Source organism: Cupriavidus sp. 05T313, assembly GCF_056396665.1.
Genome location: NZ_JBFTLX010000019.1, coordinates 24,008 through 46,930, shown reverse-complemented (window position 1 = coordinate 46,930; position 22,923 = coordinate 24,008). Strand labels below are relative to the sequence as shown.

At 66.5% G+C, this 22,923-nt stretch carries 18 protein-coding genes; 9 read left to right on the top strand and 9 right to left on the bottom strand.

Annotation, left to right across the window (positions count from 1 at the left end; genetic code table 11):
- Positions 1-167 precede the first annotated feature (167 nt).
- The 5 genes from pcaF to AC1DKD_RS07230 all read right to left on the bottom strand — a co-directional run bounded on the left by pcaF (position 168) and on the right by AC1DKD_RS07230 (position 7,427).
- Positions 168-1,370 carry a 3-oxoadipyl-CoA thiolase gene (gene pcaF / locus AC1DKD_RS07250; RefSeq protein WP_441635435.1) on the bottom strand — a complete coding sequence of 401 codons (1,203 nt, stop codon included), beginning with the start codon at positions 1,368-1,370 and terminating at the stop codon, positions 168-170.
- Between the two features lie 84 nt (positions 1,371-1,454).
- Complete coding sequence (locus AC1DKD_RS07245) at positions 1,455-2,102, bottom strand: 3-oxoacid CoA-transferase subunit B (RefSeq protein ID WP_043357060.1); 648 nt, start codon at positions 2,100-2,102, stop codon at positions 1,455-1,457.
- A gap of 20 nt (positions 2,103-2,122) precedes the next feature.
- Positions 2,123-2,806, bottom strand: a complete 684-nt coding sequence (locus AC1DKD_RS07240) for a 3-oxoacid CoA-transferase subunit A (RefSeq protein WP_441635438.1) — start codon at positions 2,804-2,806, stop codon at positions 2,123-2,125.
- Positions 2,807-3,207: 401 nt separating this feature from the next.
- Positions 3,208-6,285 carry an AAA family ATPase gene (locus tag AC1DKD_RS07235; protein ID WP_477143133.1) on the bottom strand — a complete coding sequence of 1,026 codons (3,078 nt, stop codon included), beginning with the start codon at positions 6,283-6,285 and terminating at the stop codon, positions 3,208-3,210.
- Positions 6,282-7,427 (bottom strand): exonuclease SbcCD subunit D, encoded by a 1,146-nt coding sequence (locus tag AC1DKD_RS07230; RefSeq protein WP_441631921.1) that lies wholly within the window; start codon positions 7,425-7,427, stop codon positions 6,282-6,284. The genes AC1DKD_RS07235 and AC1DKD_RS07230 overlap by 4 nt, the downstream gene beginning before the upstream one ends.
- 235 nt (positions 7,428-7,662) lie before the next feature.
- On the opposite strand from AC1DKD_RS07230, the gene AC1DKD_RS07225 reads away from it, so the two are divergent.
- On the top strand, positions 7,663-8,007 hold the full coding sequence (locus AC1DKD_RS07225; protein WP_441631919.1) for a YgiW/YdeI family stress tolerance OB fold protein: 345 nt from the start codon (positions 7,663-7,665) through the stop codon (positions 8,005-8,007).
- Between the two features lie 42 nt (positions 8,008-8,049).
- Here the strand turns inward: AC1DKD_RS07225 and AC1DKD_RS07220 are convergent, their stop codons facing one another.
- Positions 8,050-9,027 carry a Bug family tripartite tricarboxylate transporter substrate binding protein gene (locus AC1DKD_RS07220; RefSeq protein ID WP_441631917.1) on the bottom strand — a complete coding sequence of 326 codons (978 nt, stop codon included), beginning with the start codon at positions 9,025-9,027 and terminating at the stop codon, positions 8,050-8,052.
- Positions 9,028-9,406: 379 nt separating this feature from the next.
- Here AC1DKD_RS07220 and AC1DKD_RS07215 point away from each other — a divergent pair, with 379 nt between their 5' ends.
- From AC1DKD_RS07215 to AC1DKD_RS07195, 5 genes are all read left to right on the top strand, one after another.
- On the top strand, positions 9,407-10,291 hold the full coding sequence (locus AC1DKD_RS07215; protein ID WP_276289405.1) for a helix-turn-helix domain-containing protein: 885 nt from the start codon (positions 9,407-9,409) through the stop codon (positions 10,289-10,291).
- 76 nt (positions 10,292-10,367) lie between these two features.
- Positions 10,368-10,694, top strand: coding sequence for a hypothetical protein (locus AC1DKD_RS07210; protein ID WP_045235492.1), 327 nt, complete (start codon positions 10,368-10,370; stop codon positions 10,692-10,694).
- Positions 10,695-10,873: 179 nt separating this feature from the next.
- Positions 10,874-13,162 (top strand): TonB-dependent receptor, encoded by a 2,289-nt coding sequence (locus AC1DKD_RS07205; protein ID WP_477143132.1) that lies wholly within the window; start codon positions 10,874-10,876, stop codon positions 13,160-13,162.
- A gap of 256 nt (positions 13,163-13,418) precedes the next feature.
- The gene (locus AC1DKD_RS07200) at positions 13,419-15,635 is read left to right on the top strand and encodes a TonB-dependent receptor (RefSeq protein ID WP_477143139.1); all 2,217 of its coding nucleotides are present in this window, start codon (positions 13,419-13,421) and stop codon (positions 15,633-15,635) included.
- Between the two features lie 92 nt (positions 15,636-15,727).
- Complete coding sequence (locus tag AC1DKD_RS07195) at positions 15,728-16,525, top strand: tetratricopeptide repeat protein (protein WP_477143131.1); 798 nt, start codon at positions 15,728-15,730, stop codon at positions 16,523-16,525.
- On the opposite strand, the gene AC1DKD_RS07190 is transcribed toward AC1DKD_RS07195, so the two are convergent.
- Positions 16,494-16,700: a dodecin gene (locus tag AC1DKD_RS07190; protein ID WP_045235494.1), complete on the bottom strand. Its 207-nt coding sequence runs from the start codon at positions 16,698-16,700 to the stop codon at positions 16,494-16,496. The two genes, AC1DKD_RS07195 and AC1DKD_RS07190, sit on opposite strands and share 32 nt — an antisense overlap.
- A 160-nt stretch (positions 16,701-16,860) precedes the next feature.
- Positions 16,861-17,832 (bottom strand): LysR family transcriptional regulator, encoded by a 972-nt coding sequence (locus AC1DKD_RS07185; protein WP_441631909.1) that lies wholly within the window; start codon positions 17,830-17,832, stop codon positions 16,861-16,863.
- 421 nt (positions 17,833-18,253) lie between these two features.
- Between AC1DKD_RS07185 and AC1DKD_RS07180 the strand changes: the two genes are divergently transcribed.
- A complete protein-coding gene (locus AC1DKD_RS07180) occupies positions 18,254-19,660 on the top strand; it encodes an amidase (RefSeq protein ID WP_441631907.1) in 1,407 nt (468 codons plus the stop codon).
- A gap of 85 nt (positions 19,661-19,745) precedes the next feature.
- Positions 19,746-20,750, top strand: a complete 1,005-nt coding sequence (locus tag AC1DKD_RS07175; protein ID WP_441631905.1) for a Bug family tripartite tricarboxylate transporter substrate binding protein — start codon at positions 19,746-19,748, stop codon at positions 20,748-20,750.
- A 7-nt stretch (positions 20,751-20,757) separates the two neighbouring features.
- Here AC1DKD_RS07175 and AC1DKD_RS07170 read toward each other — a convergent pair whose 3' ends face one another.
- Entirely contained in the window at positions 20,758-21,681 is a 924-nt protein-coding gene (locus tag AC1DKD_RS07170) for a LysR substrate-binding domain-containing protein (RefSeq protein ID WP_441631903.1), read from the bottom strand.
- Between the two features lie 95 nt (positions 21,682-21,776).
- Between AC1DKD_RS07170 and AC1DKD_RS07165 the strand changes: the two genes are divergently transcribed.
- Positions 21,777-22,919: a tartrate dehydrogenase gene (locus tag AC1DKD_RS07165; RefSeq protein ID WP_441631901.1), complete on the top strand. Its 1,143-nt coding sequence runs from the start codon at positions 21,777-21,779 to the stop codon at positions 22,917-22,919.
- Positions 22,920-22,923: the final 4 nt, after the last annotated feature.

Sequence of the window (22,923 nt, the reverse complement as noted above, 5' to 3'; positions counted from 1 at the left end):
TGCGACCAGAGCCGGCGAGCCAGTCGGCCCAGTCGCACTGCTTCTTTGCGTTGGGAAACTTCAAAGCCTGCGCATCCACCGGGTACTAACGGCGGCGATGCGGCATTCTTTAGCAGACGGCGCCCGCGGGCCGAAACCCGCGGGCGCCGAAACCACACCCGCTGCGATCAGACGCGCTCGATCACCATGGCGATGCCCTGGCCCACGCCGATGCACATCGTGCAAAGCGCGTAGCGGCCGCCTGTACGGTGCAACTGGTACATGGCGGTGGTAACCAGGCGGGCGCCGCTCATGCCGAGCGGGTGGCCCAGCGCAATGGCACCGCCATTCGGGTTGACGCGAGCGTCGTCGTCGGCCACGCCGAGTTCGCGCAGCACGGCCAGGCCTTGCGCGGCAAACGCTTCGTTCAGCTCGATCACGTCCATCTGGTCGATGGTCATGCCGAGTTGCTTGAGCAGCTTTTGCGAAGCCGGCGCCGGGCCGATGCCCATCACGCGCGGCGCMACGCCRGCGGTKGCCATGCCGACGATGCGGGCCTTGGGCGTCAGGCCGTGCTGGCGGGCCGCGGCTTCGCTGGCGAGCAGGATGGCGCAGGCGCCGTCGTTCACGCCCGAGGCATTGCCAGCCGTGACCGTGCCGTCGGCGCGAACCACGCCGCGCAGCTTGCCCAGCGCTTCCATGCTGGTGGCGCGCGGGTGTTCGTCGCGCTCCACCACCAGCGGATCGCCCTTCTTCTGGGCGATCGTCACCGCGGTGATTTCCTGCGCCAGCGTGCCGTCGGCCTGGGCGCGCGATGCCTTTTCCTGGCTGCGCAGCGCCATCAGGTCCTGGTCTTCGCGGCTGATCTTGTAATCGGTGGCGACGTTCTCGGCGGTCTCGGGCATCGAGTCCACGCCGTAGGCCGCGCGCATGGCCGGGTTGATGAAGCGCCAGCCGATGGTGGTGTCGAAAATCTGCGCATCGCGCGAGAAGGCGCTGGTGGCCTTGCCCATCACGAACGGCGCACGGCTCATGCTTTCCACGCCGCCGGCCAGCATCAGGCCGGCTTCGCCGGCCTTGATCGCGCGCGCGGCGGTGCCGGTAGCGTCCATGCCCGAGCCGCACAGGCGGTTGATGGTGGCGCCCGGCACGCTTTGCGGCAGGCCTGCCAACAGCAGCGACATGCGCGCCACGTTGCGGTTGTCTTCGCCGGCCTGGTTGGCGTTGCCGTAGATCACGTCGTCAATGGCGGACCAGTCCAGGTTCGGGTTGCGTGCCATCAGGGCCTTGAGCGGCACCGCGCCCAGGTCGTCCGGGCGAACGCCGGACAGGCTGCCGCCGTAGCGGCCGATGGGGGTGCGGATGGCGTCGCAGATAAAGGCTTCGGTCATGGTTGTCTCTCTCTTGCTTGTACGTGAAAGCGTGAAGCTTGGAAGGCTGCTCGCCGGGGGTGGCCCCGCCGGTCAGGCCGGCACTCAGGCAGAAGCGCCCTGCTTGAGCGGCACGCCGGTCAGGCGTTGCAGTTCGTCGAAGGACAAGCCTTCGACCAGGTCGCGCGCCACCAGCCCGTCGGGCGTGACATCGATGGTAGCCAGGTCGGTATAGATGCGCGTGACGCAGGTCATGCCAGTCAGCGGATACGTGCATTCCGCCACGATCTTGCTCTCGCCCTGCTTGGTCTGGTGCTCCATCATCACGAACACTTCCTTGGCACCGATGGCCAGGTCCATGGCGCCGCCCACGGCCGGGATCGCGCCGGGCGCGCCGGTATGCCAGTTGGCCAGGTCGCCCTTCACCGACACCTGGAAGGCGCCGAGCACGCAGAAGTCGAGGTGGCCGCCGCGCATCATGGCGAACGAATCGGCGTGGTGGAAATACGAGCCGCCCGGCTTGATCGTGACAGGCTGCTTGCCGGCGTTGATCAGGTCGCCGTCTTCCTCGCCGGCGGGCGGTGCCTTGCCCATGCCGAGCAGGCCGTTCTCGCTGTGCAGCAGGATTTCACGGTCGGCCGGCAGGTGATTGCCAACCAGGGTGGGCAGGCCGATGCCGAGATTGACCACGGCACCGTCGGGAATGTCTTTGGCCACGCGGGCGGCCATCTGATCGCGGGTCAGGCGTTGCATATTCTGGATCTCCTTGGCGCTCAGGCGGCAGCCTGGCTGGCGCCGTCGATCTTGACGACGCGCTTGACGAACAACCCCGGCGTCACGATGTGTTCCGGGTCCAGCTCGCCGAGTTCGACGATCTCGCTGACCTGCACGATGGGGCATTTGGCGGCCATCGCCATGATGGGGCCGAAGTTGCGCGCGGTCTTGCGGTAGGTCAGGTTGCCCCAGCGGTCGGCGCGCAGCGCCTTGATCAGCGCGAAGTCGGCGTGGATCGGTGTCTCGTAGACATAGCCCTGACCATCGATGATGCGGGTTTCCTTGCCTTCGGCCAGCGGCGTGCCGTACGCGGTGCGGGTGAAGAAGCCGCCGATGCCGGCGCCAGCGGCGCGGATGCGCTCGGCCAGGTTGCCCTGGGGCACCAGTTCCAGCTCGATCTCGCCGGCGTGGTACAGGGCATCGAAGACGTAGGAATCGGACTGGCGCGGGAAGGAGCAGATGATCTTGCGAACGCGCTTGGTCTTCAGCAGCGCCGCCAGGCCAGTGTCGCCATTGCCGGCGTTGTTATTGACGATGGTCAGGTCACGCGCGCCCTGGGCGATGAGCGCGTCGATGAGCTCCGCCGGCATGCCTGCCATGCCAAAACCGCCAATCAGGATAGTGGCGCCGTCGTGGATGTCGGCCATGGCCGATTCCACGGAGTCGAATAGCTTGTTGATCACTTGCGTTCCAGTTCCGAGAGTCCGGACGAACTATCCGGAACCGGCCGCCAAGGAGGGAAATCAGGCGGCACGCAAACGCTGTCTCCGGACAGTCCTGCCGGAAGAGCCATCCGGCTTGCGCGCCTTGCAATTCCTTGCAAAAGTGCACCRCCGGACACGAATCCAACAGACTTTGGTTTTTCTTATTATTCTGGTTTGTTCTAACTGCGAACTTCAATTCGCAGAATGAACAGGTTACACTCCCTATCCGACGGTGGTCAAGGYGGCGGCAAATCGCTTGTGCGTTTGTCGGACACGATCGTAGGCCAGTTGAAAGCTACCTTGCGCACCTGCCCGCGTATGCCTGAGCAAACCATAGCTTACGCGCTTCGGGCTGCCGCGAGGCAGTCACCTCCCGCCCCTCATGGCAATTGCAGCTCGGCCCGGCTGCCGCCCGCCCCGGGACGGATTTCCAGGCGCACGTCGATACGCTCGCGCAGCTCGGCCACGTGGGAAATGATGCCCACCAGCCGCCCCGCCTGCTGCAGGTCGATCAGCGTGCGGATGGCGAAATCCAGGCTCTCGGGATCGAGCGTGCCGAAGCCCTCGTCGACAAACAGCGTATCGAGCTGGATCCCGCCCGCGCGCGACTGCACCACATCGGCCAGTCCCAGCGCCAGCGAGAGCGATGCCAGGAAACCCTCGCCGCCGGACAAGGTATTCGCCGGGCGCGTCATGCCGGTGTCATGGTCGAACACCTCCAGATCGAGCCCGCCGGCGGCGCGCTTGTCGCCCAGTTCGCGCACGCGCTGCAGTTCGTAACGGTTGCGGCTCATGCGCATCAGGCGCAGCGAGGCGGCTTCCAGCACCTCGTCGAGCAAGGTCGCCAGCACGAAACGCTGGAAGGTGATGCGGCGCGGATTGTTGCCGTTGGCCACTTCGGCCAGCCGCCCGAGCACCGCGTAGCTGCGTTCGATGTCCGCGCCCGCGGCAGCCAGCGCGTCCAGGCGCTGCTGGCATTGCAGCAGGTTTTCGCGGCTGCGGTTGAGGTCGGCCTGCTCCCGGACCAGCGCTTCGAGCGCGCTGGTGGCATCCGCCTGGGCCTGCCTGAGTGCCGGCAGGTCGGGCGCGGCCAGGTCGCGCGCGGCGACCGCGGCGCGCTCGCGCCGGTCCGCGGCGGCAGCCAGGTCGAGGTCGAAGCGATGGACGCGGGCGTCGAGTTGCGCCACCTGCGCGGCAGGCATCCGCGCCTCGGCATAGGCCTCGCGCGTGACAAAGCCCGCCTGCTCAAGCGCGTCTGCGAACGCTGCGCCAGCCTGCTGCTCGCGCAGCGCATGGCTGGCCAGGGTGGCTTGCGCGCCGGCTTGCGCGGCCTGGGCCGCGGCCAGGCCGGCGCCGGCCTGCTTGTCCGCCAACTGCGCGGCGGCCAGCGCGGCTTCACGCGCGGCCAGATCCTGCCGTGCCTGCCCCAGCGCGAGGGTGAGCCGCTCTGGCTCACGCCATTCGGACGGCACCTGGGCGCTGGCCGCCTGCCACTCGCCCTGCAGCTTGGCGTGACGCTGGCCGGCGTCCTGCGCAGCCGCGTCGGCTACGCGAATGGACGCATCGGCGGCGGCAAACGCGCCGCGCAGCCGCTCCAGTTCCGCTGCCAGCGGCGCGCACCGTCCAGCCGCCGCCCCGGCGGCCAGCTGCTGCGCGCGTAACGCCTGGATAGCCTCGGCCAGTTGCGCCTTGGCAGCGGCCGGATCCTGCGCCGCGCCTGCCGGCATGTCCGCGGCGGTCACGGCTTCGCGCAGTTCGTCCAGTTGCTCCTGACGGTGCGTCAGCGCTTGCTGCGCGGTTTGCGCCTGGCTGGCCGCGCTGTGCGCGGCCTGGTCGGCAAGCCGCGCGGCCTCGCGGGCGTGATCGAGCACTTCGTCGGAGACCGGGGCCTCGATAGGCCGGGCCATCTGAGGATGTTCGGCGCTGCCGCATACCGGGCACGACTCGCCGTCGTGCAGGCCCGCAGCCAGCCGCGCGGCTTGTCCTGCCCGCCAGGCCTGCTCCGTCTCGCGCAAGCGGAGCGCGCTTGCCGCCTGAAGTGTGGCGGCTTGCCCGGCAGCAAGCCGGCCGGCTTCGGCCTGGCGGCGCGCCTGTTCCCAGTGCGCCAGCGTGGCCGCGTATTTGTCCAGCGTGGCCGCCTGCTGCGCCAGGCCCGCCAGCCGCAGCTGGATCGTCTCTAGTCCGCGAGCGCCCTCCTGGGCCTGGGCCAGTTCAGCCTCCGCCTGTTTCAGCGCGGCAGCCGCTTGCTGCTGCGCCTGCACGGCACCAGCATGGGCCGCCGCCGATTGTGTCTGCCCACGGGCGGCGCTTTGCAAGTCCTGCCGCAGCACGCCAAGCCGTTGCGCCTGCGGCAGCATGGCCTCCAGTTCCGTCACACGCTTTTGCGCCGCCTGCCGATCGCTGGCGCGCGCCATTTCGGCTTCGAGCGCCGCCGCTGCCGCCGCCGACGCCACGGCGCTTTCGCTGGCGCGCGCATTCGCCGCGGCAAGCGCTTGCTGCGCCTGCAGGTGTTCCTGCGCAGCCTGTCCGAGATGCTGCTCGAAAGGCTGGACCTGCGCGGCCCGGCGCGCGGCCAGCAACCGCTGGCGCTCGGCTTCCASCTCGGGCCGCTGCGCCATCAGCGCGGCATGGGCAGCCTCGGTCTCGCGCTGTTCGCGCAGGCGGGCTTCTGTCTGCTCGCCTTGCTTGCTCGCCAGCGTGGCAAGTTCAAGCACGGTGCGCGCCGCGCCGTCGCGCTGCCTGAGTTCATCCAGCCGGACTTGCAACGCCGCTGCCTGCTCGCGCAAGGCGTCCACGGATTCCAGCTGATACTGCTGCAGCAAGGCCGTTTGTTCGATCCGCAKCCGCTCGGCCTGCTGGCGGATGCCGGCGGCCTGGCCCTTGAGCAGTTCTTCCACGCGCCGGTACAACTCGGTGCGGAACAAGCGCTCCAGGATCGCCTGACGGCTCTTGGAATCGGCAGTCAGCAGTTCGCGAAAACGTCCCTGCGGCAGCACGATCACCTGGCGGAACTGGCTGCTGTCGAAACCCAGCAGGTTGCGCACATGGTCATCGACCTTGTTGGGCTGGCTGGCCATGCTGGTCCAGCCACCCTCGCCCATGGTGTCGAGCTGGGCCTTGGGCGTTTCCTTGACAGTGCCCTCTCCGCGCAGCTTCGGCCGCTCCTGCGCGGGCGAACGCGTAGCCAGGTAGCGCTGGCCTGCCAGGCTGAATTCGAACGTCACTTCCGTGCGCAAACCCGGATCGGCGTTGGCGCTGCGCATGTCCTGCGCGCTGCGCTCGCCACCGGACGTATCGCCGTAGAGCGCGAAGCAGATGGCGTCGAGCAKCGTGGTCTTGCCGGCGCCGGTGGGGCCGTGGATCAGGAAGAAGGCACGCTCCCCAAGCTGGCTGAAATCGATCTCCTCGCTGGCGGCAAACGGGCCGAAGGCCTGCAGCTTCAGGCGTAGCGGTCTCATGCGGACTCCCTCTCGGCGGCGGCCATGCCTTCCAGCAACTGGGCCAGCACGCGGCGTTTGTCGTCGTCCAGTTCTTCGTCCGCGACCTCCTTGAAGAAGTTGGCGAACAGCTCGGCGGTATCGAGCTGGCGCAGGCGCTGGCCCGGGGCGCTGGCTTCGCCGGATCGCGCCAGCACGGCGCGCTCGATGGCCAGGGCATTGGGATAGGCCTGGCGCAGGCGGGCCATCGGATCGAGCAACGCGCCGGTATCGGTCAGCACCGCGTGGATATAGTCGTCGCGGTGCGGGTCCTCCGCGCCATGCGCCAGCAGGTCGGCCAGTTGCCCTTCGATGATGCGCAAGTCGCGCCGGGGCGAGAGCGCAATCGGTTCGATCGTCACCGTGCCATCGCCCGCCAGCTCGATCAGCGAGACGGACTTGGCGTGCGTAACTTCGGACAGCGAGTATTTCAGCAGCGAGCCGGCGTAGTGAATGCGCTGGCCAAAGGTCTGCGGCCGGTGCAGATGGCCGAGCGCGACCAGGTCGAAGCCGTCGAACACACCAGCGGCAACGGCGCCGCTGCCGCCCACCGAAAGCGGCCGCTCCGATTCGCTGGCCTCGCCGCCGATCACGAAGGCATGCCCCACCACCACCGAACGCGCGTGCGCCGGATGGCTCGCGCGGATCGCTTCCAGGCGCGCCGCGAGCGCCGCCTCGTGGCCGGGCAGGTCCACGCCGAAGGCATCGCGCACCGCAGCGGGCTCGGCATAAGGCAAGGCATAGATCTTCACTTCGCCGTCCGGGTCGGACAAGGTCACGCAGGTCGCCTCGCGCTCGGTGCGGCCAGCCACATGCAAACCCTGCGCCGTCAGCAGGCGCGCGCCGAAACCGAGCCGCTGCGCGCTGTCGTGGTTGCCCGAGATCATCACCACCGGCACACCCGCGTCCACCACAATGCGCGCCAGCACGTCGTCGAGCAATGCGACCGCTTCGGGAGGCGGCACCGCGCGGTCATAAACGTCGCCGGCGATCAGCACCGCATCGGGCCGCGCGTCGCGCACCAGCGCGACAAATTGATCGAGCACCCAGGCCTGGTCTTCGAGCAGGCTGCGCGCGTGAAACACGCGCCCGAGGTGCCAGTCGGCAGTGTGAAGAAAACGCAATGTGAATCCCTTTGGTGGATGGCCGCAGTGAGCGCGAGTGAGCCGGGCATGGTCCGGAGCGGACCGCGCGACAGGCGCCATCATAACGTTGCCCGTTCGCCGTTCAGCTTCGGTTCAGCCCCTGCCACCCACAATCGCCTGCGTGCTGGTGCAAAAGCACCGGCTCCGGCACAATGGCCCGGCCAGGTGGCCGCCCCCCAGCCGGTACGTTCCAATCATTCTTGAGAGAGAAACCATGAAACGCATCCTGATCGCGGCAGTTCTGACGGCTACGGCCGTCATGGCACAGGCACAGTACGTAGGCCCTTCCACGGTACCGGCGACTACCGTCAAGGCCCTGGCGGAGCAAGGCAAGGACGACCAGCACGCCGTGCTGCGCGGGAAAATCGTCAACAACGTCGGCCACGAGCTCTACCAGTTCGACGACGGCACCGGGCAGATCCGGATCAAGATCGACAAGAAGCTGTGGCCGGCCGGCCAGCCGGTGGATGCGTCCACCCAGGTGGAACTGCTGGGCGAATACGACAAGGAACTCTTCGGCGACTCTAAGTTCAAGGTCAAGCAGATCCGCATCCTGTAAGGATGCAGGCACAATGCCCGGAGAGCCCGGGCATCGGCATGCTTACTCCTGGATATTCGCTTCGCTGACGATCTTGCGGTAAGCCTCGGTTTCCTTGGCGATAAACCCACGGAAGGCGACCGCGTCCTTTGCATCGACGTCCACGCCAGCCTCGGACAGATTGTTCCTGACCTCCGGCGCATTGATCGCGCGGGCGAGCGCGTCGGCCAGCTTGTCGGTCACCGCCTTGGGCGTATTGGCCGGCGCGAACAACCCGAACCACAAACGCATATCGACACCAGCCAGCGCTTTGTTCTCCGCCAGCGCGGGGATATTGGGTGCGGCATGCGAACGCGTGGCCGAAGTCACGCCGATCGCCTGCAGCTTGCCTGACTTGATCTGCGGCAGCGCCGTCGACAGCACCAGCACGCCCAACTCGATCTGGTTGGCCATCAGGTCGGCGATCGCCGGCGCGCCACCTTTGTAGGGGACGTGGGTCATATCCACCTTGCTGGCGCCGCGGATCAGTTCGCCCGACAGATGCAGCGGCGTGCCGATGCCCGAGGTGCCATAGTTCACCGCCTTCCTGCTCTTGGCCAGCGCCAGGAAGCCATCCACGCCACGAATGCCCGATTGCGCGCCGGACACCAGCACCATGGGCTGCGAGCCGACCATGCGCAGCGGCACCAGATCGCGCTGGCCGTCGTACTTGATCTTCGGGTTGGTCAGCCTGGCGATCGAGATTTCACTGTTGGAGCCCAGCAGCAAGGTATAGCCGTCGGCCGGGGCGTTGATGGTCTTGATGGCACCGATGGTGCCACTGGCGCCCGGCGCGTTGTCCACGACCACCGAAACCCCGAGATCCTGGCCAAGACGCTGGCTCAGCACGCGCGCCACCATGTCGTTGCTGCCGCCGGCGGCGTAGGGCACGACGATGGTGACCGGGCGTTCCGGATAGCCAGCGGCACCGGCGGGCGCGGCGGCAACGGCAAGAGTGAGCGTAACGGCGGCGCACAGCGCCGTGGCAAGGGCCTTCTTCATCGGATTCCTTTTCTGCGCCAGGGGCGCTCCTATCTCTGTGTCTTGTGTAGTTTGTGTGTCTTGCGTGATGCGAAGGATCGGCGGATTACCATCCCGGCGTGCGGTCCGCAATATACATGCCATCCAAAAATCTAGCCAAGTCTCATTTACGAGACAGACGAATGGAGATTGTCCCCTCTTACCCACCAGAAATGCACATTGATTCACAACGCCCGAGCACTCGCGGGCGCATCGGCGTCGTCGCCGCGTTGCCCTGACCAGCCAGGCCTGCAGCAAGGGAAAGCCTGACAGCGTTGCTTCCTGGCTCGATACATCTCTCCCCATGCGACGGCGGGCCGTGCTAGGATAGGCCCTGTCTTATTTTTGAGATTCTCACAAGATGGACGCTCTCCTTGCCGCAGGCCCACCCGTTGATTTCGTCGAGATCGGCAATCGGCTGCGCGCCTATCGGCTGGGGGCGGAGATGCGGGCGGAGGCCATTGCGGAGCAGCTCGGCGTGTCGCGCGCAGCGATCTACCGCATGGAAAAGGGCGACATTGTCAAGATCGAGACGCTCGGCCGGCTGGCGCAGCTGCTTGGCACTTCGCTGGCGTCGATGCTTGGGGTCGAGTCCGAGTACTACCACTCGGCGGTGGCCTATATCGAGCGCATGCGCCAGCTCGAACATGGCGCGACCCGCATCCTTGCCCATTTCGAACCGGTTTCCTACCTGCTGACATCGCCCCACTACGCCGGCCATCTGCGGCAGATGCTGGCCGAGAGCCCGCAGCCGGCGCCGGCGGCGACCATCGATGCCTTGCTGGCCCTGCTGGAGGAACGCAAGCAATCGTTCGCGCGCAGCGTGCCGCCCATTACCAGCCTGATCGACCTGCGCTCGCTCGAGCGCTTCGTGCATTTCGGGCTGGTGGGGCGCCTGGACCTGCCGCCGGCGGTGCGCATGGAACGCTCGCTGGCTGCCCGGCGCGAGATCGAACGCGTGATCGAGCTGCTCGACGCGCAGCCGATCGGCCTGCAGATCGGCATTGTCGACGGCAGCATGCCCAATGTCACCTTCCAGGTCTTCGAGCGGCCGGGCAAGGCCTACGTGGCAACCAGCCCGTTCCGTTTCGGAGAGTTTCCCAATGTCTCCACCGGCATCGCCACGGTGACGGCCGCGCCCGAGGCGGTACGGCTCTACACCGCCATGGTCAATGACCTGTGGCAGCGCGCCTATAAGGGACGCGATGGTGCCGCGCTGCTGCGGCGCATGCTGAACAGCGTATGAGCGGACACGCGGATCCATCGCCGGCGCGTCCCCTCACCTTGTATCCGACCCAGTTTTCACTAGCCCACATTGCGCCATGACGCTTGAAACCACCCTCCAGCAATTCCAGGACTCGCTCCCTGGCACCGACGCCTTCGTGACGGTGAAGAACGCCACGCGCGAACTGATCGACACGGATCCGGCGCACGCTGCTGCCTACTTCCTGCTCTACGGCTTCGCCCGCTCCTACGTGCTGCTGTACGAGGACCAGGCGGTGACCATGGACTTCGCCGAAGCCGCCAGGCAGGAACTGCTCGGCTATATGCAAGGCATCGCGCGCACCCTGCACGGTGAGCCCGCCGCGCTGGTGGCGGAAATGAACCGCATCGTGAGCGCTTACCAGGGCGGCAAGAGGACCTTCTGAGGCGCCAGCGGACGGTACCCTGGCGGCGGACCGCGTTTGAGCGCGGCCTGCCGCTGCCGGTTCGATCAGAACACGCATTTGGGAAATTTCCCAACGCATTGCAGATTTTTCCGACGCTTCTCGGATTGAATACGAATGACACTTATTCTTATTCAATCCACCGCAGCCGACGGAGAATCATGCAAAGCGCCCTAGTTATCAGGACCAGAAGAAAGAAGCACGCGATCCCGCGCCTCACGGGCGCGGTTGGCGCCGCCATCGCGGCCGCGCCGGTGGCCGCCCAGGCAGGCGGGGACCTGAAAGTGGCAGCGGTGGAGTTGCCGCCTGTCACCGTCAGCGGCTCGCAGCACAGCGAGTTCAAGGCTGACGGCACCTCGTCGATCAAGACGCCCGGACCTCTGCTCGACATCCCCAAGTCCATCACCGTCATCCCGCACGAACTGATCCAGAGTACGGCGTCGACCAGCCTCAGCGAGGTATTGCGCTCCGTTCCCGGTATCGCCTTCGGCGCCGGCGAGGGCGGCAACCCGGTCGGCGACCGGCCGTTCATCCGCGGCTACGATGCGCAGGCCAGCACCTTCCTGGATGGCTTCCGCGACATCGGTGCGCAGTCGCGCGAAATGTTCAATATCGAATCGGTGGAAGTCACCAAGGGCCCCGCCGGTGCTTACGACGGACGCGGCTCGGCCGGCGGCAGCATCAACATCGTCAGCAAGGCGCCCAGGCTCGGCAACTTCGCCGAAGGCAACTTCGGCGTTGGCAACGCCAGTTACAAGCGCGCCACCGCCGACGCCAACTGGCAGTTCGGCGAACGCACGGCCGTGCGCATGAACGCCATGTATCACGATGCCGGCGTGCCCGGCCGCGACGCCACGCACCAGGAGCGCTGGGGCTTTGCCCCTTCGGTGGCTTTCGGCCTTGGCACCGATACGCGGCTGACGCTGTCCTACTACCACATGGAATCGGACGGGCTGCCCGACACCGGCATGCCCTACAACAATCCGAACTTTGTCCCGCGCACCGATGGCCGCCCGCGCACGCGGCTGGCCGGCGACGGTTCGCCGCTCAAGGTGCCGCGCAACACTTACTACGGCCTGGTCGACCGCGACTTCCGCAAGGACAGTGCGGACGTCGGCACGATCCGCTTCGAACACGATTTCAGCCCCGCGCTCAAGTTCCGCAACCAGACGCGCATCGCCCGCACCATGCAGGACTATCTCTGGACGCGGCCCGACGRCAGCTTCGATGGCAATATCTATTACGACATGGTCTGGCGCCGGACCAACCAGCGCCACGGCATATCCAATACGCTGGCCAACCAGACCGACCTGTCTGGCGAGATCCTCACTGGCACCCTCAAGCACAAGTACGCCTTCGGCGTGGAGTTCTCCCAGGACAAAAGCGAAAACGATAGCTACGACGTAGCCACAGGCAACAAACGATGCCCAAGTGGTCCGGGCGCGGCCAGTGGCTACAACTGCACCACCTTGTACAGCCCGAACCCGAACGACCCGTGGAACGGCCGGATCACCCGCACCTACAACCCGACCAACCACAAGGCCACCACCGCATCGGTCTACGCCTTCGACTCGATCGAGCTCAACAAGCAATGGCTGGTGAATGCCGGACTACGCCTGGACCGCTACCGCGGCGAGGTTCAGACCTCCCGAGCCAGCAGCGGCGCCGGCCAGCGCAGTACGTATGCGCGAGACGACAATCTCTTCAACTACCAGTTCGGCGTGGTCTATAAACCGGTGGAAAACGCCAGCATCTACGCGTCCTACGGTACCTCGTCCACCCCCGCAGGTGCCGTGGTCGGGCAAGGCAGCGAGCCGAGCGGGCTGGCGCCGACCAAGGCAGGCAGCGCGCTGTCACCCGAGAAAAATCGCAGTTTTGAACTCGGCACCAAGTGGGATGTACTGCACAAGCGCCTGGCACTAACCGCCGCCATCTTCCGGGTGGAAACCACCAACGCGCGCATCACCCTGGAAGACGGCCTCGCGGCCATGGCCGGTAACAAGCGTGTGGACGGCGTCGAACTTGGCTTTTCCGGCAACGTCACCGACCAGTGGGCGGTCTTCGGCGGCTACACCCACCTGAAGAGCGAACTGCGCAACAACGGCGGATCCGGCGCCGACTTCGGCGCGAGCGATGGCCACGCCTTCCCCAACACGCCATCGGACAGCTTCAGCCTGTGGAGTACCTACCAGCTATTCCCCAACCTCACCCTGGGCGGCGGCGCTTACTACGTATCCAAGGTGTGGGGCAGCCAGGCCCGCAACAATTGGGTGCCGGCCTACTGGCGCTTCGACGCCATGGCCGCCTACCAGTTGAACAAGAACGTGTCGATGCAGCTCAACGTGATGAACCTGGCCGACAAGGTGTACTACAACCAGGCCTATCCGGCGCACTACGCCTCGATTGCCCCCGGGCGCACTGCGATTCTCAACGTGAACCTGCGCTATTGAACGCCGGTTAACACGAAGAGCCATGGCCACCCGCGCGGGTAGGCCATGGCAGGCAGCACCGTGTCGCCAAGCCAAAATGTAACGTTTTCGCTACAGACGCTTCATATGTATGTCTTGACTGACATATAAACACAAATGATAATCCATCTCATTCGCAACATTATTCAAGCAATCGGGGATTTTTGTGCAAACCGCTGTCGTTATCAGGAAGAACAAAAAACACAACGTCATCCCGCGCCTCTCCGGTGCGGTAGGCATGGCCGTGGCAGCCGCTCCGGTGGCTGCCCAATCCGCTGATACCAAACTGGCAGCGGTCGAATTGCCGGCGGTAACCGTCAACGGCGCATCGGAAAGCGGCTTCAAGGCGGATACCGCTTCGTCAATCAAGACGCCCGGCGCCCTGCTCGACACGCCCAAGTCGATCACGGTCATTCCGCAGGAAGTGATCCAGAGCACCGCTTCGACCAGCCTGAGCGACGTGCTGCGCACGGTACCCGGCATTTCCTTTGGCGCCGGCGAAGGCGGCAACCCGGTTGGCGACCGGCCTTTTATCCGTGGCTATGACGCGCAGGCCAGCACCTTCCTCGATGGCTTCCGCGACATCGGTTCGCAGAGCCGTGAATTGTTCAATGTCGAGTCTGTCGAGGTCACCAAGGGCCCGGCTGGCGCCTATGACGGCCGCGGCTCGGCCGGCGGCAGCATCAATATCGTCAGCAAGGCGCCCAAGCTGACCAGCTTCGCCGAAGGCAACATCGGCGTCGGCAATGCGGAGTACAAGCGCGCCACCGTCGACGGCAACTGGAAGTTCGCCGAACATGCGGCCTTCCGTTTGAATGCCATGGCTTACGATGCCGGTGTCGCCGGGCGCGATACCACCCACCAGAATCGCTTGGGCATTGCACCGTCCGTGGCGTTTGGCCTGGGTACCGACACGCGCCTGACGCTGTCCTACTACCACATGCAGTCTGATGACACGCCAGACACCGGCATCCCCTATAACAACCCCACCTTCAACGCCCGCACCGACGGCCGCCCGCGCACGCGCGTGGCCGGCGACGGCTCGCCGGTAAACGTGCCGCGCAACACCTACTACGGCCTGGCGGACCGCGATTTCCGCAAGGACAACGCGGATATGGGCACGATCCGCTTCGAGCACGATTTCAGCCCGGCGCTCAAATTCCGCAACCAGACCCGTATCGCACGCACGACGCAGGACTACATCTGGACCCAGCCTGACGACAGCCAGGGCAACCTGTACTACGACATGATCTGGCGCCGCGCCAATACGCGCATCTCCACCGCCAATACCATCGCCAACCAGACGGACCTGTCCGGCGAGTTCGCCACCGGTTCGATCAAGCACAAGTACGCCTTCGGCGTGGAGTTCGCGCAGGAAAAAAGCCAGAACGACACTTACAACGTGGACACGGGCAACAACCGCTGCCCGAAGGGCCCGGGCGCGGCCGGCGGCTACAACTGCACCACGCTGTATAGCCCGAACCCGAGCGATCCCTGGGCCGGCGCGATCAGCCGCGTGAACAACCCGACCAACTCGAAGACCAACACCAGCTCGGTCTACGCCTTCGACTCGATCGAGCTGAACAAGCAGTGGCTGGTCAATGCCGGCGTGCGCTTCGACCACTACAGCACCGAGTTCCAGGCAGCTCGCGCCGCCAACGGCACCCGCGCCGAGTATGCACGCGACGACAACCTCTTCAACTACCAGTTGGGCGTGGTCTACAAGCCGGTGGAGAACGCCAGCTTCTATATCTCCTACGGCACCTCGTCGACGCCGGCCGGCTCCTTCCTGGCCCAGGGCAGCGACGGCAACGCGCTGGCACCGGATCGCAATGGCCGCAATCCCGGTTCCAACCTTGCCCCCGAAAAGAACCGCGCCTTCGAAATCGGCACCAAGTGGGACGTGCTGCGCAAGCGCCTGGCGCTGACCGCGGCGATCTTCCGGGTGGAAACCACCAACGCCCGCATCACGATGCAGGATGGCACTGCTGCCATGGCCGGCGACAAGCGCGTTGATGGCGTGGAACTGGGCTTTTCCGGCAACGTCACCGACAAATGGGCTGTGTTCGGCGGCTATACCCACCTGAAGAGCGAACTGCGCAACAACGGCGGGGCCGGTTCGGCCTTTGGCGCCACCAACGGCCAGTCCTTCCCCAATACGCCTGCGGACAGCTTCAGCCTGTGGAGCACCTATCAACTGTTCCCCAACTTCACGGTGGGCGGCGGTGCCTACTATGTGTCCAAGGTGTGGGGCAGCGAAGCCAGCAACAAGTGGGTGCCCTCCTACTGGCGCTTCGATGCGATGGCTTCGTATCGCATCAACAAGAACGTGGCGCTGCAACTCAATGTGATGAACCTGGCCGASAAGGTCTATTACAACCAGGCTTACGCCAGCCACTATGCGTCGATCGCTCCCGGACGCCAGGGCATCCTGAGCCTGAACGTGCGCTATTAAGCGGCCGCAAGCGCCCGGCAAACACCGCGGCGCCGGCACACGGCACACCACCCTCGCGGCGCGGTGTGCCGTTTTTACTTTATCCGCCCCGCATGGACACACTGCACACACTCCCCTTCCGCATCGCCTCCCCAGGCGAACTCGACCAGCTCGGCGCCGCCGGGCTGGCGGACAAGCTGCGCGAGCCCCCGCGCCTCGCGCTGCCCTGGCTGGGCGGTGCGGCCGTGCAGGGCAACCTCGATGCGCAGATGATCCTGGGCCAGTGGTTCCTCGCCGGCCACGGGCTTGACCGCGACGATGCGCGCGCCTTCGCCTGGTTCAAGCACGCCGCGCACGCGGGCCATGCCGGCGCCGCGAACATGGCTGGCCGTTGCTATGAAAACGGCTGGGGCACCACGCAAGACGACAACGCAGCGGCGCAGTGGTACACACTGGCCGCGCAACGCGGCTCCGACTGGGGCATGTACAACCTGGCCACCGCGCTGGTGCTCGGCCGCGGCATAGCCGCCAGCCGGACCGAAGCGCTGGACTGGTACCGGCGGGCCGCCGGCATGGGACATGCGAAGTCGCTCAACATCGTGGGCGGCTTCTACGAAGACGGCTGGGAAGTCGAACGCGACGCGGCCATGGCGATGGACTACTATCGCCGCGYGGCCGAGGGCGGCGACTTCYGTGGCCAGTTCAACTATGCGCGCGCGCTGGCGCTGTGCGGCCAGGAGCACGAGGCCATCCGCTGGGTGCGAGAGGTGCCGCGCACCGCCACTGCGCCCTTTGTCGAAAAGATGCTCGACTTCCTGCGTGACGCGCCCGACGCGGTGCTTAACCGGCTGTTCAGCCACGCGGACGCCGCCGCGCGGCTCAGCTCACGCGAAAGCCGATCTTCAGCGTGACCTGGAAGTGCGCGACCTTGCCATCGGCAATGTGGCCGCGCGTCTCTACCACTTCGAACCAGTCGATGTTCTTGATGGTTTCGCTCGCCTTGTCGATGGCACTACGGATCGCCGCATCGCAACCGTCCGGCGATGAGCCAACGATCTCGACCAGCTTGTAGGTGTGGTTTGACATGTCCGCTCTCCTTGGCCCGATGGCCGCAGACGATCGTGCACGCCGGCCAGTCCGGTGCGCGCGATACACCCCTCCATCATAGGCAGCGGGCAACGCAAAGCCCAAGCGCGGTTACGCGCTGACAAGGGATTGTTGCAGCGCTCACCGGGCCAGTGCCGGATCATGCCGAAGCGGCCCCCGATACGCCGGCACGCCGGCGCGCGGGAAGGCCCGGCACGGCACGGCGCCGCCCGGCGATGTCCTCCTCCAGCCATTCGGCAAAGGCGCGCACCGCCGGCGGCAAGTGGCGCCCCGCCATGGTCTGGATCTGCAGGGCGCGCTGCTGCATGGCCCGGCTGGCGATCGGCACCAGTACGCGGCGCTCCGCGCGCAGGTTGTTGCGCACCGCCAGGGACCCGGTCAGGTACACCGCATCCGCGTACGCCTGATAACCCACCAGCGCGCTCAGCGAATTGCTGCTGAGCAATATGCGCGGGCGCAGGCCTTCCAGCCCGCAGGCCAGGTCGAATAGCTGGCGGATGGTATTGGTCTCGCTGGGCAGCGCCAGCGGGTATGCCACCACCTCCTTCAGGCTGGCGCGCTTGAGCGCCGCGAGCGGATGCTTGCGCGCCACATAGGCATAGACCGGCGCAGCCTCCGAATACACTACCTCGATGCCCTCCTGCGCCGCGATGGCAAACGTCAGGGCCAGATCGGCCAGGCCTTCGCGCACCATGCGCGTGGCGGCGGCAGGGGCGCACACTTCCAGAGAGAAGCTCACACCGGGATAGCGGCGCTGGAACAAGGCCATTGCGTACGGCATGTAGTCGCGCGCAAAGCCGTCGGTGCAGGCCAGCCTGACCGTGCTGTGCGCCACGCTGAGCAGACCCTGCAGGTCAGCCTGCAAGGTCTGCGCATCCAGGAAGGCGCGGCGCCCGTATTGCTGCACCACGAGGCCGGCCTCGGTCAGCCGCATGCCGCGCGGCTCGCGCTCGAACAGCGGCGCGCCCAGTTCGGCCTCGAGCCGCGCCACCTGCCTGCTGATCGCCGATACCGCCACATGCAGCGAGGCCGACGCCGCGCTGAGCGAGCCGCGCTCCGCTACTTCCAGGAAATAGGCGAGAGGAACGGCGTGGATCGACGTGAGCTTCATGGTTGCTGTTTCGCTGGTGGGGAAGACAGGCCGCTGCCACCGCCAGCGGGTGCGTCGGCCTTTGCGCAATGATAAGCCCGCGCGGTATTTGCCTTGCCGATTTTAGAAAGCAGCTTTCTGTCCGCCCCGGGCGCCGATGGTGCCGAAATGCCGCCCATTGCCGCCGCTGCGGCACCTTCTCGCGCAAACGGCACCTCGGCGGTGCGGATAATGCGCCGCGCCACGCCATAGGTGTGCGCGAAGCCGCCCGCGAGCGCCGGGAACGCTGTTGGCATTGCGACACGGCCCACGCCAACGCAGGGACGGCTGCCATTATCGTTATGCCATGCCCCTGCCTCGCTCTGCCTTCCGGACCACAGCTTGATGCGTCGCGGCGGGTCGAGAGAGAGCACCACAAGCCAACGAAGGAGACCAGGACCTCATGGAAGACATCTGCTACCTCGGCGCCGTGGAGATGGCCGCCGCCATCCGCAGCCGCGAACTGGGCGTGCGCGAAGCCGTCAGCGCGCACATTGCGCGCACCGAACGCGTCAACCCCGCCATCAACGCCATCGTCACCACCACCTTCGAGCAGGCGCTGGCCGCCGCCGATGCGGCCGACACGGCGCTGGCGCGCGGCGCCGCGCCCGGCCCGCTGTTCGGCCTGCCGGTGGCGCACAAGGATTCGTTCCTCAGCGCCGGGGTGCGCACTACCTTCGGGTCCGCCGTGTACCGGGACTTCGTGCCGGTCCAGGACAGCGCCGTGGTGGCTCGCCAACGCGCAGCGGGCGCCATCATGCTGGGCAAGACCAACCTGCCGGAGTTCGGCGCCGGCTCGCACACCTTCAACGCTGTATTCGGCGCCACCCGCAACCCTTACCGGCACGACGTCTCCGCCGGCGGCAGCAGTGGCGGCAGCGCCGCCGCGCTGGCCGCGGGCATGGTCGTGCTGGCCGATGGCTCCGACATGGGCGGCTCGCTGCGCAACCCGGCCAGCTTTTGCAATGTGGTGGGCTTGCGGCCTTCGATCGGCAGGGTGCCGATGACGCCGGCCAGCCATGCGTTCAACACGCTCACGGTGGGTGGACCGATGGGCCGCTCAGTGGCCGACGTGGCGCTGATGTTCAGCGTGCTGGCAGGCGACCATTCCGCCGACCCGCTGGCCATGGCCAACGGCGCGGCGGAATTCGCCGCGCCGCCCCGCCTCGATGGCAAGGGCCTGCGCATCGCCGTCAGCCCGACGCTGGGCGGGCTGCCGTTCGAGCCGGCGGTGAGCCGCATCCTGCAGGATGGCATTCGTCACTGCCAGGCGCTGGGCTGCACGGTGGATGAAGCCCAGCCGGACTTCAGCGGCGCGGACCATGCCTTCGAGGTGCTGCGGGCGCTGGCGTTCGCGACCAACTACGGCCCCGCGCGGGCCGAGCACGGCGAACTGATGAAGGACACCGTGCGCTGGAATATCGACCTGGGACTGACCCAGGACGGCGCTGCGATAGCCGAAGCCGAGCGTGCGCACAGCCGCATGTTCGCGCGCATGCAGGCGCTGCTGGAACGCTACGACTTCCTGATTGCGCCGGTGTCGCAGGTCCTGCCGTTCGCGGTCGAAACCGAATACCCGCAAAGCATCGATGGCGTGGCCATGCCGAGCTATATTGGCTGGATGCGTTCCTGCTACCGCATCACCATCACCGGGCATCCCGCCATCTCGGTGCCTTGCGGCTTCACGGAAGACGGCTTGCCGGTGGGCCTGCAGGTCGTCGGCAAGTATCGCGGCGAACGCGCGCTGCTGGCATTCGCGCAATTGTTCGAGCAGGCCAATCCGGCCGGGCGCATCCGGCCGGCTTTGTAAGGGGCCATGGCTGGCGGCGGCCATTCGATCCCATCGACCACATTGATCGCAACACCAAGGGGAAACACAGATGTTTGCAACGCGCATGACGAGATGGACCCTGAATGGCACCGGCAGCGTGGCCCGGGGCTTCGCGCTGGTTGTGGCGGCCTGCGCGGCCCTGGCTGCCGCCTGGCCGGCGCTGGCCGCGCCGTACCCGGACAAACCGGTCAAGCTGGTGGTGCCGTTCCCGCCCGGTGGCTCCACCGACGTGCTCGCCCGCCTGGTGGCGCGCAAGCTCGGCGAAGTCCTGCAGCAGTCCGTGGTGGTCGAGAACAAGGCCGGTGCCGGCACCATCGTCGGCGCGGACTACGTGGCGAAATCCGCGCCGGATGGCTATACCCTGCTGCTCAGCGCGGCCACCACGTTCACCGTCAACCCGGTCACCTACTCGCGCCTGCCCTACGATTCGCTAATGAGTTTCGARCCGCTTGGCATGGTGGGCTCGACCGCGCTGGTGCTGCTGGCCAACCCCGCGGTCAAGGCGGATACGCTCAAGCAACTGGTAACCGTGGCCAAGGCCACGCCGGGCGGCATGTCGTACGGTTCCTATGGTGCCGGCACCACCGCGCACTTTGCCGGCGAGATGATCAACGCGGCCACCGGCATGGGCTTGCTGCACGTGCCTTACAAGGGCAGCGCACCGGCCATGGCCGACCTGATCGGCAACCAGATCCCGCTGTCGGTCGATACCGTGGTGGCGGCGGCCCCGCAGATCAAGGGCGGCAAGGTCAAGGCGATCGCCGTCACCAGCACCACGCGCTCGATGCTGCTGCCCCAGGTGCCAACCGCGATCGAAAGCGGTTTTCCCGGCGTGTCGCTCAGCACCTGGTTCGCCATCGTCGCGCCCAAGGGGATTCCCGTCCCGGTACGCCAGACGCTGGAGACCGCCATCGCCAGCATGATGAAAGATCCGGCGCTGCAGCAAAGCATGACCGCGAACGGATTCGAGCCGGAGTACGGCAGCGCCGCCGAGTACCGCGCGCGCGTCACCAGCGAGATCGCGCGCCTGCGCAAGATCGCGCAGGCGGCGAATATTCACGCGGACTAAGCCGGTATCAGCCTCGCATGGCTCCATGCGAGGCGGCCCGCTCGCGAAAGAACGTCTCGAAGAATTCCACGCAAACGCGAATCTTGGCCGAACTGGTCAGGCGCGACGGGTACACCGCCCAGATATTCGCGTCCTGACCGCACTCCGGCAGGATCTGCTCCAGTTCGCCGCTGGCCAGCATCGGGCCCACATCCCACAGTGAACGCAGCACGATGCCGCGTCCATCCATCGCCCAGCGCACCACGACCTCGCCGTTATTGGAGGACAGCGGCCCGGTGACCTTGACGGTGTGCTCCGCGTTGCCGTTACGCAGCTTCCACACGCCAAAGGGATGGTCGCGCTCCTTGATCACCAGGCAGTCGTGGCTGGCCAGGTCGGCCAGCGTGCGCGGCCGGCCGCGGCGTGCCAGGTAGGCGGGCGACGCGCACAGCACGCGGCGGTTGTCGCCCAGCCGGCGCGCGATATGGTGCGGCGCGATCTCATCGCCCACGCGGATGTCGAGATCGAAGCCTTCGGTCGCCACGTCAACGAGCCGGTCGAACACTTCGAAGCGCACCTGGAGCGCGGGGTACAGGGTGGACAGTTCCGAGATGGCCGGCGCCACCACCCGGCGCCCGAAGCCAAAGCTGGAGCAAACCCGCAGCAGGCCGCGCGGGTTGCGGCGCGTGCTGGAGACTTCCTCGTAGAGATGATCGATATCGTCCAGGATCCGCTGCGCCAGCGCGTAGACCCGCTCGCCCTCCTCGCTCACCACCACGCGGCGGGTGGTGCGGTGGAACAGCTTGACCGCAAGCGCAGCTTCCAGCATATGGATGCGCTTGCTGATATAGGCCGGCGACACGCCAAGCGCCTCCGCGGCGGCGGAGAAACTCGACTTGCGGGCGACTTCGATGAAGACGCGCAGGTCCTCGTTGAGCAGGTCATTCTTCACGAAGTGTGTTTTATCGGTTCACGGATTGGCCGATTATATTCCGACGGGAATTCCTTACCATGGGCCATCCCAATCCAGACTGTGAACCATCCGCCATGACAACCACCTCCCCCGCACCCTTCCGCATTGCCGTCATCCCTGGCGACGGCATCGGCAATGAAGTCATGCCCGAGGGCCTGCGCGTACTCGAAGCCGCCGCCGAGCGCTTTTCGCTGGGCCTGGAATTCGTGCGCTTCGACTGGGCGCATTGCGACTACTACCTGCGGACCGGCGCCATGATGCCCGCCGACTGGCGCGAGCAGTTGGAAGGGTTCGATGCGATCTATTTCGGCGCCGTGGGCTGGCCCGCCAAGGTGCCCGACCACGTCTCGCTGTGGGGTTCGCTGCTGAAGTTCCGCCGCGACTTCGACCAGTACGTGAACCTGCGCCCGGTGCGGCTGTTCGAGGGCGTGCCCTGCCCGCTGGCAAACCGCAAGCCGGGCGATATCGACTTCTTCGTGGTGCGCGAGAACACCGAGGGCGAGTACACCTCGCTGGGCGGCCGCATGTTCGAGGGCACCGAGCGCGAGGTGGTGCTGCAGGAATCCGTATTCAGCCGAGTCGGCACCGACCGCGTGCTGCGCTATGCCTTCGAACTGGCCAACTCGCGCGCGCGCCGGCACCTCACCGTGGCCACCAAGTCCAACGGCATTGCGGTCAGTATGCCGTACTGGGACGAGCGCACCGACGCGATGGCGCAGCACTATCCCGACGTGACGGTGGACCGCCAGCACATCGACATCCTCACCGCACGCTTTGTGCTCCAGCCCAACCGCTTCGACGTGGTGGTGGCCTCCAACCTGTTCGGCGACATCCTTTCCGACCTGGGCCCCGCCTGCGCCGGCACCATTGGTCTGGCGCCCTCCGCCAACCTCAACCCGGACCGCAAGTTCCCGTCGCTGTTCGAGCCGGTGCATGGCTCCGCCCCCGACATCTACGGCAAGGCCATCGCCAACCCGATCGCCATGATCTGGTCCGGTGCGTTGATGCTGGAGTTCCTCGGCGGCGCCGAAGGCATGGATGAAGCCGGCAGCGCGCGCTGCCGCGAGGCGCACGACGCCATCGTGCGCGCCATCGAGACCGTGCTGGCGCGGGGCCCGCGCACACCTGACCTGGGCGGCGACGCGCATACCGGGGACGTGGGCGAGGCGATCGCCGCGCTGGTGCGCCAGGCCGATGCGCAAGCCCTCGCCGCCTGAAGCG

What these genes read in the sequence shown, in the direction of transcription:
- AC1DKD_RS07215 (WP_276289405.1), top strand. Translation starts at nt 9,407, where the DNA reads ATGGACGCTCTCCTTGCCGCAGGCCCACCCGTTGATTTCGTCGAGATC.
- AC1DKD_RS07220 (WP_441631917.1), bottom strand. Translation starts at nt 9,027, where the DNA reads ATGAAGAAGGCCCTTGCCACGGCGCTGTGCGCCGCCGTTACGCTCACT.
- AC1DKD_RS07225 (WP_441631919.1), top strand. Translation starts at nt 7,663, where the DNA reads ATGAAACGCATCCTGATCGCGGCAGTTCTGACGGCTACGGCCGTCATG.
- AC1DKD_RS07245 (WP_043357060.1), bottom strand. Translation starts at nt 2,102, where the DNA reads ATGCAACGCCTGACCCGCGATCAGATGGCCGCCCGCGTGGCCAAAGAC.
- AC1DKD_RS07185 (WP_441631909.1), bottom strand. Translation starts at nt 17,832, where the DNA reads ATGAAGCTCACGTCGATCCACGCCGTTCCTCTCGCCTATTTCCTGGAA.
- AC1DKD_RS07190 (WP_045235494.1), bottom strand. Translation starts at nt 16,700, where the DNA reads ATGTCAAACCACACCTACAAGCTGGTCGAGATCGTTGGCTCATCGCCG.
- AC1DKD_RS07165 (WP_441631901.1), top strand. Translation starts at nt 21,777, where the DNA reads ATGACAACCACCTCCCCCGCACCCTTCCGCATTGCCGTCATCCCTGGC.
- AC1DKD_RS07180 (WP_441631907.1), top strand. Translation starts at nt 18,254, where the DNA reads ATGGAAGACATCTGCTACCTCGGCGCCGTGGAGATGGCCGCCGCCATC.
- AC1DKD_RS07210 (WP_045235492.1), top strand. Translation starts at nt 10,368, where the DNA reads ATGACGCTTGAAACCACCCTCCAGCAATTCCAGGACTCGCTCCCTGGC.